The organism is Halomonas sp. BMC6, assembly GCF_964204995.1.
GTDB lineage: Bacteria > Pseudomonadota > Gammaproteobacteria > Pseudomonadales > Halomonadaceae > Vreelandella.
Genome location: NZ_CAXNSH010000001.1, coordinates 512,782 through 526,302 on the forward strand (window position 1 = coordinate 512,782; position 13,521 = coordinate 526,302).

General features: G+C 61.8%; 13 protein-coding genes. 6 read left to right on the forward strand and 7 right to left on the reverse strand.

From position 1 onward, the window contains the following. Positions 1–54: 54 nt before the first annotated feature. The 5 genes from ybiO to AB6K10_RS02360 form a co-directional block, all read right to left on the reverse strand. Positions 55–2,418 carry a mechanosensitive channel protein gene (ybiO, locus tag AB6K10_RS02340; RefSeq protein WP_159343482.1) on the reverse strand — a complete coding sequence of 788 codons (2,364 nt, stop codon included), beginning with the start codon at positions 2,416–2,418 and terminating at the stop codon, positions 55–57. Positions 2,419–2,617: 199 nt separating this feature from the next. Next, entirely contained in the window at positions 2,618–3,049 is a 432-nt protein-coding gene (locus AB6K10_RS02345) for a YqaA family protein (RefSeq protein WP_159343483.1), read from the reverse strand. Between the two features lie 19 nt (positions 3,050–3,068). Further along, positions 3,069–3,893, reverse strand: coding sequence for an IclR family transcriptional regulator C-terminal domain-containing protein (locus tag AB6K10_RS02350; RefSeq protein WP_159343484.1), 825 nt, complete (start codon positions 3,891–3,893; stop codon positions 3,069–3,071). Between the two features lie 102 nt (positions 3,894–3,995). Then, positions 3,996–4,796 (reverse strand): enoyl-CoA hydratase, encoded by an 801-nt coding sequence (locus tag AB6K10_RS02355; protein ID WP_159343485.1) that lies wholly within the window; start codon positions 4,794–4,796, stop codon positions 3,996–3,998. A gap of 108 nt (positions 4,797–4,904) precedes the next feature. Further along, a complete protein-coding gene (locus tag AB6K10_RS02360) occupies positions 4,905–5,861 on the reverse strand; it encodes a rhodanese-related sulfurtransferase (protein ID WP_159343486.1) in 957 nt (318 codons plus the stop codon). Positions 5,862–6,085: 224 nt separating this feature from the next. On the opposite strand from AB6K10_RS02360, the gene AB6K10_RS02365 reads away from it, so the two are divergent. Continuing rightward, positions 6,086–6,775 carry a pirin family protein gene (locus AB6K10_RS02365; protein WP_339117919.1) on the forward strand — a complete coding sequence of 230 codons (690 nt, stop codon included), beginning with the start codon at positions 6,086–6,088 and terminating at the stop codon, positions 6,773–6,775. An 81-nt stretch (positions 6,776–6,856) separates the two neighbouring features. On the opposite strand, the gene serA is transcribed toward AB6K10_RS02365, so the two are convergent. Further along, positions 6,857–8,101: a phosphoglycerate dehydrogenase gene (serA, locus tag AB6K10_RS02370; RefSeq protein ID WP_159343488.1), complete on the reverse strand. Its 1,245-nt coding sequence runs from the start codon at positions 8,099–8,101 to the stop codon at positions 6,857–6,859. 277 nt (positions 8,102–8,378) lie between these two features. On the opposite strand from serA, the gene xseB reads away from it, so the two are divergent. The 5 genes from xseB (at position 8,379) to AB6K10_RS02395 (ending at position 12,965) form a co-directional block, all read left to right on the forward strand. Beyond that, the gene (gene xseB / locus AB6K10_RS02375; protein WP_159343489.1) at positions 8,379–8,654 is read left to right on the forward strand and encodes an exodeoxyribonuclease VII small subunit; all 276 of its coding nucleotides are present in this window, start codon (positions 8,379–8,381) and stop codon (positions 8,652–8,654) included. Further along, the gene (gene ispA / locus AB6K10_RS02380) at positions 8,648–9,541 is read left to right on the forward strand and encodes a (2E,6E)-farnesyl diphosphate synthase (protein ID WP_305947317.1); all 894 of its coding nucleotides are present in this window, start codon (positions 8,648–8,650) and stop codon (positions 9,539–9,541) included. Before xseB ends, ispA begins: the two co-directional genes overlap by 7 nt. Positions 9,542–9,544: 3 nt before the next feature. Next, on the forward strand, positions 9,545–11,470 hold the full coding sequence (dxs, locus tag AB6K10_RS02385; protein ID WP_339117920.1) for a 1-deoxy-D-xylulose-5-phosphate synthase: 1,926 nt from the start codon (positions 9,545–9,547) through the stop codon (positions 11,468–11,470). A 43-nt stretch (positions 11,471–11,513) separates the two neighbouring features. Further along, entirely contained in the window at positions 11,514–12,275 is a 762-nt protein-coding gene (gene djlA, locus AB6K10_RS02390; RefSeq protein WP_159343492.1) for a co-chaperone DjlA, read from the forward strand. Positions 12,276–12,338: 63 nt separating this feature from the next. Then, complete coding sequence (locus tag AB6K10_RS02395) at positions 12,339–12,965, forward strand: glutathione S-transferase family protein (protein WP_339117921.1); 627 nt, start codon at positions 12,339–12,341, stop codon at positions 12,963–12,965. Here the strand turns inward: AB6K10_RS02395 and AB6K10_RS02400 are convergent, their stop codons facing one another. Next, positions 12,966–13,505, reverse strand: a complete 540-nt coding sequence (locus AB6K10_RS02400; RefSeq protein ID WP_339117922.1) for a hypothetical protein — start codon at positions 13,503–13,505, stop codon at positions 12,966–12,968. Positions 13,506–13,521 lie beyond the last annotated feature (16 nt).

Here is a 13,521-nt window from a genome sequence, read left to right on the forward strand (position 1 = left end):
CCAACGCAATGAGGCCGCCCGAAGGCGGCCTCATGCACGTCACGATCTCAACGCTTAGGTTTCGTCGACATCGTCATGGTCCGGCTTATGGTGCTCCGGCTCATGCTGTAACGCGTCTTCGCTACGCTCTGACAACGGTGCCGTGTCGGTACGCTTCCGTTCGGCTTTTGCTTCCAGAATGCGCACGTTGGCAGGCGGTGTCTTGCCACCTTTGGTTTCACCAAAGTAGAGCGTGGTATGCGGGAACGGAATTTCGATGCCCGCCGCATCGAAGCGCAGCTTGACCAAGCGGTTGTAAGCACGGCCGACGGCCCACTGGTCGCCCGGCGTGGTTTTGATCACCACGCGGATGTTCACCGAGCTATCCGCCAGGGCCGTCACACCGGCCACGGTCAGGTCGGCCAACAGCTTGTTGCCATGCTCGTCGCTGGCCTTGAGATCTTCGAAGGCAAGCTGGAGCTGCTCGATGGCTTCGTCGATGCTCTCGTTATAGCCAATGCCGTATTCGCCCACATGGTTGCCGTACTCACGCATGTAGTTGGAGACGGTATCGACGCTGGAGAACGGTACGATATGGTACGTACCGGATAGGTCGCGAATCCCCACCGAACGAATGCTCAGACGCTCCGCCGTGCCGGTAATGCCACCCACGGTCACCACGTCGCCGGTATTCATGGCGTTCTCGACCTGAATGAACACCCCGGTGATCACATCCTGCACCAGCTTCTGCGCACCAAAACCAATCGCCAGACCCAGCACACCAGCACCGGCAATCAGCGGCCCGATGTTAATGCCGATTTCCGAGAGCACGATCATGCCGGTGATGGTCACCATAGCGATCGCCAGCGCATTACGGAACAGGCTTAGCAGCGTTTTGGCACGGGCAGAGGGTTCGCCATGCCCGGTTTCCGGGTTGAGCTTGTGCTCGATCAGGCTCGCCAGACCCAGCCATACGCCCAGCGACACCACCAGAATGACCGCCACGCTGATCAGGTTACCCACCAGGTTGGCACCGCGCTCGGAGGCGTACCAGGCGGCGAGGTCAAAGGCCCCCCAGGCATCCAGCACCACCATGATCACCGCAACGACGATCACCGTGCGCAGCACGCGCAACGCGTTGGGCACGTAGCTGTTCAACCGGACTTCCAGCAGCGGCAGCTTACGGCGCAGGTCATCAGAGAGTTGAATACGACGACCAATGGTCTGTGTCAGGAACGCAGACAGCAGCAGGCCCACGACCACGGCGCCGAGCGTCTTCAACGTCGCGAAGAGGACGAAGGGCAGCGCATCGCCAGGACGGGTCAGGGTCAGCACGAACACCATCAGGAAATAGATCAGCGCGAACAAATGCCATGTCCGGGCAAAGAGCTGCAGCGACACGCGGCTGGCCGTCAGCGTCGAGCGAGCGCCCATTTGATTCAGGTTATCGCGCAGACGCACGCGGTTTTTGAGCACCACGCCCACCGCATAGATGAACGCCAGCAGCATGATCAGCGTGCCGACCGCCTGCCCCAGAGAGGCCGCGATATAGAAGTTGACCAGCGGCACGACGACCATCAAGCCATACCCCACCATGCCGATTAGACGCGCCAGCCAGCGATTCCAGTAGGATGCCTCTTTGGCGGAAATCGGCAGCAGGCGGAGGCCTTCGTAGCGCGAGGAGAACAGCATCCGCACACCAGCCTTCAGCAGCTCGATGATCAGGAAAGCGTTCAAGAAGAGTGAGGCACGGGTAGAGAGCTCACCGGTTTCCCCCACCGCAAAGGTCGCAATCAGGTTACCGCCTACGTACGCCAGCGCTACCAGCAGCACGTCCAGCACGGCGGCAATCGCCACGCAGAGCACCAAACGCAGTACCGGGGTCAGGCCAGTGCCCTGCTGCGACCAAGCGCTGATCTTGGTAAACAGCGACTTTGCCAGGCGGCGAAACACCATGAAAATGGCGAAGGTCGCCACGATCACGATGCCTAGATTGATCGCGGCACTGATGAACGCCGCCATATCGAAGCTGCTGCCCGTACCCTGGCCGGAGAACATGTTGCCGACGATGGCCACGGCTTGCTCGATCTGCCCACCGACATCGCCCACCACGCGGCTGGTCAGTTCCGCCAACTGGCGGGGCAGCGACACGTCTTCAGGCGCCACATTGCCCCCTGCTGCGGCCGCTTCTGGCGACAGCTCGGCCGCCACACCGGCGGGCAGCTCGGAGGCTTGATTGCGTAGCAGTTCGATCAGCTCCTGGCGGGCCTGCTCGTCTTCCAGCAGGTCGGCCAGCGCCGCATAAGAGGGTTGCTCTTCAGCGGCAGGCGCGTCGCTCTCGGCGCCTAGCGTGGTTTGCGCCATGGCTGGCCCGGCCAGCATGGCGAATAGCGTCAGCATCCAGACGCCTAGCCAGGGTAGTAAACGTAGTGACGTCACACCATAACCTCCCTTTGGGTGAGTATTTGCCATCCTGCACTCGTTAAGTTTCAGCCTATTAATGTTAAACACAGGATAGTGCATCCGCTAAGAATGCCAGCGTTGTATAACGCTTTGATTGAAGGGGCTAGGGTAACATGCCTCTATGCCAGAGACGTTAACGCGCCCGTTTTTTGCGCGCCAATGAAACCCGACCCCGTCATTGACAATGGGGTGCCAGCCACTGCTGCGCCATGACGATCAGCAGGCCGTAGCGCGCCCCTTTGGCCAGCACGATCCAGAGCAGTGCCCGCCACCAGGAAAGACGCATGACGCCCGCCAACACGGTGAGCGGGTCGCCAATCACGGGCACCCAGGAGAGCAGCAGGCTCGCTTCGCCAAAGCGGTGATACCAGCGCTCAGCGCGGGCAAGCCCTTGAGGCGACACTGGAAACCAGCGCCGATGTTGATAGTGGCGAGCGTAACGACCCAGCGCCACGTTGATCAAACTGCCCAGCGTATTGCCCGCAGTGGCGACAAGCCACACACCAACGGCAGGTTCGCCCATGCACCAAAGCCGCGCTAACCATACTTCCGAGCCGCCGGGCAGCAGCGTGGCGCTGGCCAGCGCCACCCAAAACAGGCTAAACACGTCACGCGCCCTCTAACGTTTAACGGGGCAGTTGACCACCGAGCTGCTGGGTGATCTCCGCCGCGATTTGACGCACCAGCGCCCCCAGCACCAGCAGGCGCTCTTCGGGAATGCGCGCCATAGGGCCCGAGACGGAGATGGCCGCCAACGGTGTGGCATGCTCATCGAAAATACAGGCCGCCACGCAGTGCAGGCCAATGGCATGCTCTTCCCGGTCGCAGGCAAAGCCTTGGGCGCGAATGGCGGCCATTTCCGCCTGGAGCGCCTCCGTTTGATAGAGGGTATTTTCAGTGACACGGGCCAGCTCGTAGCCGCCTTCTAACAGCGCGCTGCGCTCCTCCTCGCTCATCCACGCCAGCAGCGCCTTGCCCACGCCGGAGGCGTGCAGCGGCGCACGGGAGCCCAGCCGCGTAATCATACGCATCATCTGCGGGGATTCGTTTTGCGCCAGGAAGACCGCCGTGGCGCCATCGCGGATACCCAGGTTCGCCGTTTCGCCGGTTTCTGCGGTTAAACGACGTAAAAACGGGCGGCTTTTGGCCACCACGTCGCGAGCTTCTAAAAAGCTGTTACCAATGCGGAAGGTTTTGACGTCGATGCGCCACAGGCCCTGCTCGCTCTCCTGGGTGACAAAGCCCTGGCTTTGCAGCGCCTGCAGCAGGCGGTGGGTGGTGGAAGGGGCAAGGTCGGCCATCTCCGCCAGTTCCGAGAGCGCAAGACCCAAGGGGCTGGCGGACAAATACTCGAGTAGCGTGAGGCCGCGTACTAACGATTGGCTATGCCCACCGCTGGCTTTGGTGGCTCCTGCCGGACGTCCGACTGACCTGCGCTTGGCTTCACTCACCTGACACTCTCCTGACGGCGCTGAATGACGTAAAAAGCCAGCAGGATAACGCGCTGCGCGGGCGCTGTCGCGTTTACGGAAACAAATTCCACCATTGGATGGCTAGCGGTGTTGCCACTGGGGCGGGCGTTTCTCGATAAACGCATCGATCCCTTCGGCCACGTCGTCGGCCAGCATGTTGCACGCCATGGTGTCGCCGGCAAAGACGTAGGCCTCATCCAGTGGCATCGCCAACTGACGGGCAAACATGGCTTTGCCGGTACGCACGGCCACCGCGCTTTTCGCGCAGAGGCTCGCGGTGAGCGCTTCAACCTCGGCATCAAGCTCGCCTTCTGCGGCGACACGATTGATCAGCCCCCACTCGGCGGCGGTGTCTGCGCTGATAAACTCGCCGGTCAACAGCATCTCCATGGCCCGCTTTCGGGGCACGTTGCGCGAAAGCGCCACGGCCGGGGTCGAGCAAAACAGGCCCACGTTAATACCAGAGACCGCAAAGCGGGCGCTGCTGGCGGCCACGGCCAAATCGCAGCTAGCGACGAGCTGGCAGCCCGCAGCGGTGGCAATGCCCTGCACCTTGGCAATCACCGGCACGGGAAAATGGACGAGGCTTTGCATCACCTTGCCGCAGCGCGCGAACAGCGCTTGGTAGTAGGCTTTATCCGGGTTCGCGCGCATCTGCTTTAAGTCGTGGCCTGCGCAGAAGGCTTTACCGTTGGCTGCCAAAACCACGCAGCGCACGTGCTCATCTTGGATAATGTCATCCAACGCAGCTTGCAGCGCTTCCAACATCGTTTCCGACAGCGCATTGAAGCGCTCGGGCTGATTGAGAGTAAGCGTCACGACGCCCCCCTGCGCGGTGCGCAGCAGGCAGTCGTGGGAAGGGGACGCATGAGGGGACGACATGGCAGGCTCCTGAGCAGACGTTGCTACCCAGTCTAGCGCTTGCTTGGGCCGCCGAGGGCGCGCTACGACCAAAGGTGGCCTCCCGCTCGGCGGAAGGCCACCTTTGGATTACGCCTTCTCGCGGGCGTCCTGGCGAGGGTTGTAACCCAGCGGGTGGGGTTCGCCGCGCGCCTTGGCCAGCTCGATCTGACGCTGACGCTCACGGGCGGCGGCGCGGGTTTTCTCAGGCAGCGAGTCGATGCAGTGGGGGCAGCTAATGCCCGGCTCATAGGCCGACGACTGCATATCTTCCTGGGAGATCGGCATCCGACAGGCGTGGCACTGCTCGTGCTCGCCTTCGGTAAGGTCGTGGCGCACGGTGACTCGGTTATCGAACACGAAGCATTCGCCGCGCCACAGCGACTTCTCTTCCGGTACCTTTTCCAGGTAGTTCAGCACGCCGCCTTTCAGGTGGTACACCTCTTCGAAGCCCTCTTTCAGCATGAAGCTGGAGGCTTTCTCGCAGCGGATACCGCCGGTACAGAACATGGCGACCTTTTTATGCTGCTCCGGATTGTAGTGCTCGCGCACGTACTCCGGAAACTCGCGGAAGGTGGTGGTTTTCGGGTCCACCGCGCCTTCGAAGCTGCCAATCGCCACTTCGTAGTCGTTGCGAGTATCAATCACCAGCACTTCGGGATCGGAGATGACGTCGTTCCAGTCCTCTGGCTCTACGTAGGTGCCCACGGTGTCGTTGGGGTCGATGCCCGGCACGCCGAGGGTGACGATCTCTTTTTTCAGTTTGACCTTGGTGCGGTAGAACGGCGGCTCGTCGCAAAATGACTCTTTGTGGTCGATATCGGCCAAACGCGGGTCGGCGGTGAGCCAAGCCAGCAGCGCGTCGATACCTTCGCGGCTACCGGCCACGGTGCCGTTGATGCCCTCTTTGGCCAGCAGCAGCGTGCCTTTCACGCCGTTATCCAGCATGGTTTGGCGCAGCGGCTCGCGCAGCGCTTCGAAATCGTTCAGGGTGACAAATTTGTACAGCGCCGCCACCACGATGGGCGGTGTTGGGGTCGGGGTCATGGAGTGCTCCTGGTAGTCGCCCTCGCAAAGGGCGGACCGGGTCAATAAAGGCGCGCATGATAACAAAAAGCGCGCCGTGGGTGCATCTCGGCGTGTTTGACGCAGATCAAAGGGGCGCCAATCGTCGATTATTTCGACGACATCATTGAGAAAGCTTCACCCCACGTCACGCGCACTCGGTCGTATAGTAGGCGGCAACTTAACTCAGTGATGAGGTGCTTTTCATGAAGATTCGTCGTTCCAACGAGCGGGGCTACGCAGACCACGGCTGGCTGCGCTCTTACCACACGTTTTCGTTCGCCAATTACATGGATCCCAACCACATGGGCTTCCGCGCGCTGCGGGTGATCAACGAAGACCGTGTGGCCCCCGGCCACGGCTTTGGCGCCCACCCCCACCGGGATATGGAGATCATCTCCTACGTGCTCGATGGCGAGATGGAGCACAAGGACAACATGGGCAATGGCGAAGTGATGCGCCCCGGCGATGTGCAGCGCATGTCGGCAGGCACGGGCGTACTGCACAGCGAGTTCAACCACTCCAAAGAGAACGGCCTGCACTTTCTGCAAATCTGGATCGAAACCGCCCAGCGTGGCATTCAGCCCAGCTACGAGCAGAAGCACTTCCCCACCGCCGAGCGGCTGGGCCAGTGGCGCTTGGTGCTCTCCCCAGATGGTCGCGATGGCTCGGTGAGCGTGAATCAGGATGTCAATCTGTATGCCAGCCTGCTGAGCGCCGGAGACCACGTCACGCCCCCGCCCTCACGCTACGCATGGCTGCACGTGGTGAGAGGGGCCGTCGACGTGAACGGCGAGCGACTCACCACCGGCGATGCCGCCGCTTTTACGCCGGACGAGCACGTTGAGCTGACTAGCCACGACGCCAGCGAAGTGCTGCTGTTTGATTTGGCCTAACAGCACCTAACTAGCAAGTGATATAACGCAAAACGGCCCCGTTGGGGCCGTTTTGGTAACAAGCGCTGGCTAGCTATTTGCTTAGCTATTCTGCGCCGAGTAGAGCACGCGAATCTTCAGCGTGTGCTCTACTTGCTTCAGCGCTTCCAGCGCCTGCGGGCCGTAAGCCTTGTCGACATCGATCACCACGTAGCCGACCTTATCGTTGGTCTGCAGATACTGGCCCGAAATGTTGATGCCGTTTTCTGACAGCACGCGGTTGATCTGAGAAAGCACGCCGGGCACGTTGTCGTGAATGTGCAGCAAACGGTGTTTGTCCGGATGCGCGGGCAGCGCCACTTCGGGGAAGTTGACCGAGGTGACCGTGGTGCCGTTGTCCGAGTACGTGATCAGTTTTTCGGAGACCTCGATACCGATGTTCTCCTGGGCTTCCAGGGTAGAACCACCGATATGCGGCGTCAGAATCACGTTATCCAGGCCGCGCAGCGGGCTTTGGAACTCTTCGTCGTTGCCTTTCGGCTCGACCGGGAAGACGTCGATGGCCGCCCCATTGAGTTTACCCGCTTTGATCGCTTCGGCCAGCGGCTCGATTTCTACCACGCTGCCCCGGGCAGCGTTGATCAAAATCGCTCCATCTTTCATGGCCGCAATCTCTTTCGCGCCGATCATCCAGCGGGTAGAGGCCAGATCCGGCACGTGCAGGCTGACCACGTCAGAGCGACCGAGCAGCTCTTCCAAACTGCCGACCTGGCTAGCGTTGCCCATGCCCAACTTGGTGATCACATCGTAGTAAATCACGTTGAAGCCGAGCGATTCCGCCAAGACGGAGAGCTGTGCGCCGATGCTGCCGTAACCCACGATACCGAGGGTTTTACCGCGCGCTTCGTGGGAGTTCTTCGCCGACTTCAGCCAGCCACCCTGGTGGGCGCGGGCGTTCTTTTCGGGAATACCACGCAGCAGCATGATCGCCTCTGCCAGCACCAGCTCGGCCACCGAGCGGGTGTTGGAGTAGGGCGCGTTGAAGACCGCGATACCGCGCTTGAGCGCCGCATCCAGATCGACCTGGTTAGTACCGATACAGAAACAGCCAACACTCACCAGCTTCTCGGCCGCCTCGAACACGCGCTCGGTCAGCTGCGTGCGGGAGCGAATACCGATAAAGTGAACATCGCGAATCTTCTCGATCAGCGCCTCTTCATCCAGCGAGGTCGGCAGATGCTCGATGTTCTCGTAACCGGCGTTGTGAAAATTGTCCACCGCGCTTTGGTGGACGCCCTCGAGTAGCAGGATCTTGATCTTGCTCTTTTCCAGGGACGTTTTGGCCATGGCTGAATCAACCTCTATGGTCGGCGGCATGCGCCGTGTATCGGTTCACGGGAGGCCCGTATGGTAGCACAGCCGCTTGCGCTCCCGGTGGCTTGCCACGATGAAAAGTGTGCGCTTTCAAGATGAACGAAGCGCAAGTCGACGAATCAACCGATAGCGAGGGCAGACGCCACCCCCTCGCCTCGGTGTATACTGTGCGTTTATTTGACAGCATCCGCAGCCACACTCGTCGCCCTGGCGGACACTAGGGCGCCCGGAAAACGGTAGGCACTGCCCGATGAGCGACACCACACCCCCACAAGATTTTGCCGCAACGGTTGCCCAGCTCGAAACCATTGTGGAACGCCTGGAGTCCGGCGAACTCTCATTGGAAGACGCGCTGACCGCCTTCGAGCAGGGCGTGCGGCTCACCCGCGACGCCCAGCAGCGCCTCGACAGCGCCGAACTGACCGTGCGCGCGCTGAGCGAAGATGCCGACGGCAAACCAAACGTTGCCCCGTTCGCAGGCACCCAGGAGGCTGGCGACGACAGCGAGGAGACGCCGCCATGGTAACCGCTCACGCCTCTCGACTGACCACGCTGCGCCAAGCCAGCAGCACGCGTGTGGATGCCACGCTGGCCGCGCTGTTCGATGCTCGCCCAGCGGTCGATGAGCGTTTGGAAGCGGCCATGCGCCACGGGCTTTTGGTAGGCGGCAAACGCCTGCGCCCACTGCTGGTCTATTTAGCGGGCCAAGCCCTCGGGGCGAGTGACGAAGACCTAGATGCTCCCGCGGCGGCCATCGAGCTGATTCACGCCTACTCGCTGATTCACGACGACCTACCCGCCATGGACGACGACGACCTGCGGCGCGGCCAACCCACGGTGCACAAAGCTTTCGACGAGGCCACCGCCATTTTGGCGGGCGACGCCCTGCAGGCGCTGGCGTTCGAAGTGCTGGCCAGGCGCCCTTATCCTCGCTTGGGCCAGCTAGTCACCACGCTGGCGGTCGCCTCTGGCCGCGACGGCATGGTGGCTGGCCAGGCGCTGGATTTAGCCGCCGTGGGCGGCCATCCGGATGCCGACGCCATGGCGCACATGCACGCCCATAAAACCGGCGCGCTGATCGTGGCGGCCGTGCGTTTGGGCGGCCTGGTCGCGGTGGAAGAGGACGACCCGCGTCTGGCCGCGCTGATTCGCTACGCCCGCGCCATTGGTCTAGCCTTCCAAATTCATGACGACATCCTGGATGTGACGGGTGACACCGCCACGCTGGGCAAAATTTCCGGCGCTGACGCCGCCCGTGCCAAGCCAACTTACCCAAGTTTGCTAGGGCTTTCGGGGGCGCAGCGCAAAGCGAACACGCTTATTGACGAGGCCATTGCCGCCCTCGCCCCGCTAGGCGAGCAGGCCGCACCTCTGGCCGATCTTGCCCACTATATGATCGAGCGCGACCACTAACACATGCCTATGAAGCTGTTCGACGAGATACCCCGCGAGCGCCCGGCGACGCCACTGCTCGACTCTTTTGATCATCCCGCCGCGCTGCGGGCCATGAACGCCAAACAGCTCGCCCAGCTAGCGGATGAGCTGCGCGCCTACTTGCTCTACAGCGTGGGCGTCACTGGCGGCCACTTTGGCGCAGGCTTGGGCGTTGTCGAGCTCAGCGTCGCACTGCACCACGCCTTCCACACGCCGAAAGACCGCTTGGTGTGGGACGTGGGCCATCAAGCCTACCCGCATAAAATCCTCACTGGGCGTCGCGATGCCATGCTGAGCATCCGCCAGCACGGCGGCCTGGCGGCATTTCCCCGCCGGGCTGAGTCCGAATACGACACCTTTGGCGTGGGCCACTCCAGCACCTCGATTTCTGCCGCCCTGGGCATGGCCCTGGCCGCTCAGGCGCAGAACGACCCGCGTAAGGTCTGCGCCATCATTGGCGACGGCGCGCTCACCGCTGGGATGGCGTTCGAAGCCTTGGCCCACGCCGGCCACGTCAACGCCAACATGCTGGTGATACTGAACGACAACGAAATGTCGATTTCAGAAAACGTCGGCGGAATTGCCACGTACCTCGCCCGGGTGCTCTCCAGCAAGCCTTACCTCAAAATGCGCGAAGAGGGTAAAAAAGTACTCTCCCATCTGCCCGGCGCGCTGGAACTTGCCAAACGCACCGAAGAGCACATGAAGGGCATGGTCAGCCCCGCCACGCTGTTCGAGGAGATGGGCTTTCACTACGTTGGCCCCATCGACGGCCACGACCTCGAGGCGCTGACCCAAACGCTGCGTAACCTGCGCGACCAGAAAGGCCCGCAGTTCCTGCATATCAAAACGGTCAAAGGGAAAGGCTTCCTACCCGCCGAAGCCGACCAGATTGGCTACCACGCGATTACTAAGCTGGAAAAAACCACCACGACGGTCAGCGCTCCGCTGGTGAAGCAAGCAACGGCCCCCAAAAGCGCTGCGAAGAAAAAATACTGCAACGTATTTGGCGACTGGCTATGCGACATGGCCGCCGCCGACTCACGCCTCATGGGCATTACCCCCGCCATGGGGGAAGGCTCGGATCTGATTCGCTTCTCGCAAACCTATCCCGAGCGCTACTTCGACGTCGCCATCGCCGAGCAGCACGCGGTCACCCTGGCCGCTGGCATGGCCTGCGAAGGCATGAAGCCGGTGGTGGCGATCTACTCCACTTTCCTCCAGCGCGGCTACGACCAGCTGATTCACGACGTGGCGGTGCAAGATCTCGACGTGACGTTTGCTATCGACCGGGCAGGCCTTGTGGGTGAAGACGGCCCCACCCATCACGGCAGTATGGATCTTTCATTCCTGCGCTGTGTACCAGGAATGGTGATTCTGGCGCCTGCCGATGAAGCCGAATGCCGCGCCATGCTCAGCGCCGCTTACCACCATCCTGGCCCGGCTGCCGTGCGCTACCCCCGTGGCACCGGCCCCGGCGCGGTGATTCCAGAGCATCTGGAGCCGCTGACCATCGGCGAAGCCCAGGTGCGCCGCGAGAGCACCAGCGACGGTGTGCGCATTGCGCTGCTGGCGTTTGGCAGCGTCAATAGCGCCGCCGCCGAAGTGGCGGAAAAGCTCAACGCCACTCATATCAACATGCGCTCAGTGAAACCGCTGGATCGCGACGCCGTGCTCCACGCCGCAGACGAACATGAACTGCTGGTCACCCTGGAAGAGAACGTGATCGCGGGCGGTGCGGGTAGCGCGGTGAACGAGCTGCTCAACGCCGAAGGCGTTCAGGTGGAAGTGCTGAACTTAGGCTTGCCGGACGCCTTTGTGGAACACGGCACCCCCGCCGAGCTATTGCGCGACTGCGGCCTGGACGCTGAAGGCATCGAGCGCGCCATTCGCGCCCGGCTGCCGTAACCTTTGCGTGTGGCCCACGCGTTTTTAACCTATTGGGACGTTTATGTTATTTCTAATTATTGTGTTTGGTTTGATTGGCCTTGCCGTCGGTGGCCCCATTGGTTTACTCGTAGGTGGCGGCCTTGGCTGGTGGCTGGGTCGGCGCATCAGCCGTCGCTTGAACGCTGCCCGCGTTCAAATTCAAGAAGGCTTTTTGGAGTCGATCTTCTCGGTCATGGGCTGCCTCTGCCAGGCCGACGGCAAGGTCACCGAGGGAGAGCTTGGCGTTGCCGAAAAGCTCTTCGATCAAATGCGCCTGCAGGGCGAGCACCGCGCCAAGGCGCGCGCTGCCTTCGAGCGTGGCCGCGCCGATGACTTCGACCTGGAAGCCGAACTGGCCAAGGTCAACCGCCTCACCCAGCGCCAGCCGGTACTGCGCCAAGTCTTTTTACAGGTTCAATTGAGTGCGATTGCCGCCGATGGCGTGCTGCACCCTGCCGAGCACGAGATGATTCTGCGCGTTGCCCGCGGCGTTGGCTGCAGCGATGCCGAAGTGCAGCAAATCGAAGCGATGCTCCACGGCGCTGCCGCGAACTCTCAAGGGGCCAGCGAAGAGGCGTTGAAAGACGCTTACCGCGTGCTAGGGGTATCGGAAGATGCCAGCGATGCTGAGATCAAAAAAGCCTACCGCCGCCTGATGAGCCAAAACCACCCGGACAAACTGGCCGGTAAAGGGCTACCTGAGAGCATGCGAGAGGTGGCCCAAGCCCGTACCAGCGAAATCGGCAACGCCTACGAGCGTATCAGGGCAGCACGCGGCCAGTAGCCCGTGACAGGCTTCCAGGGAGTGCTACAGTGAAAGCTTCACGGTACTGCCTGGAGCCGCCGAATGATCACGCTATACAGCTTTCCCAATTCCCGCTCGCTACGCGCTGCTTGGACGCTTGCAGAGCTGGGCCTAGAGTACCAGTGCCACCACGTGGCGCTGGATAAAGGCGAGGGGCAAAGTACCGAGCATCTTGCTCGCCACCCGGATGGCAAAGTGCCGGTGCTGGAAGATGGCGAACTCATGCTGTTCGAGTCTGCGCCTATCTGCCGCTATCTCGCCGAGCAGTATGGCGATGGCAGCCTGCTGCCACAAAGCGTGGCCGAGCGCGCCCAGGTCGACCAGTGGCTCAGCTTCATCGTCACCGAGATCGAGCAGCCGCTGTGGCTACAGGCCAAGCACAAATTCGCCCTGCCTCAAGACAAACGCGTGCCGTCGGTACTCCCCACCGCCGCTTGGGAATTCCAGCGGGCGCTGCTCGCACTGGAGCGCCGCTATCGCGGCCAGGAAACGCTGGTCGGCGACACCTTCACCCTGGCAGATCTTTTCCTCACCCATACGCTGACCTGGGCGGCCAGCATGAAACATCGCCTGCCGGAGCCCCTGGTGGCTTACCGCGCCCGTCACGCGAACCGCCCAGCGCTTGCCCGTGCCGCCGAAAAAGAGCAGGCGGCGGCGCAAGCCACCTGATTACACCGTGGTAGGCGAAGGGCGTTGGGGCGGCCCTGAAGCGTTGCTACCTTCGGTACGAGCGGCTCCCCAGGCGCTTTCTAGCCCGTTAGGGAAGCCGCTGCGCTGGCGGTAATCGGGCGTGGCGCCGCCCTGGTAGGCATGGCGCTGACTCAACGCTTTGGCGCAGCTAACATCCACTACCGTCAGCACGCCCACCGCAGTGAGTGCTAAATAGAGCTTCTCTTTGTGCGATGGGTGGCGCTTTAACGCAAAGGTGAGCGCGGCAAAATCCAGCACATCTCCGCCAACTCGACTCCAAATTGCATTCGTCGGGTTATCCGACAGCGCGCCGATACCGCTGGCAATCTCCCGTGCCCCGCAAGCGCGAATGCTGTTGGCACGGTGAGGCATCCCCAGCGCTCGGCCCAGCCGACGCGGGGCCACTAGCTGATACAACCCCATCCCCAAGCTTAGCCAACCCAAGCCTCTGGCTAACTTATCCGCTGGTGACATCGAGCGTTTTGACGCGTGAGAATGGTGCTTCATCGATGTTGTCATACTCTCCTCCCTGTGC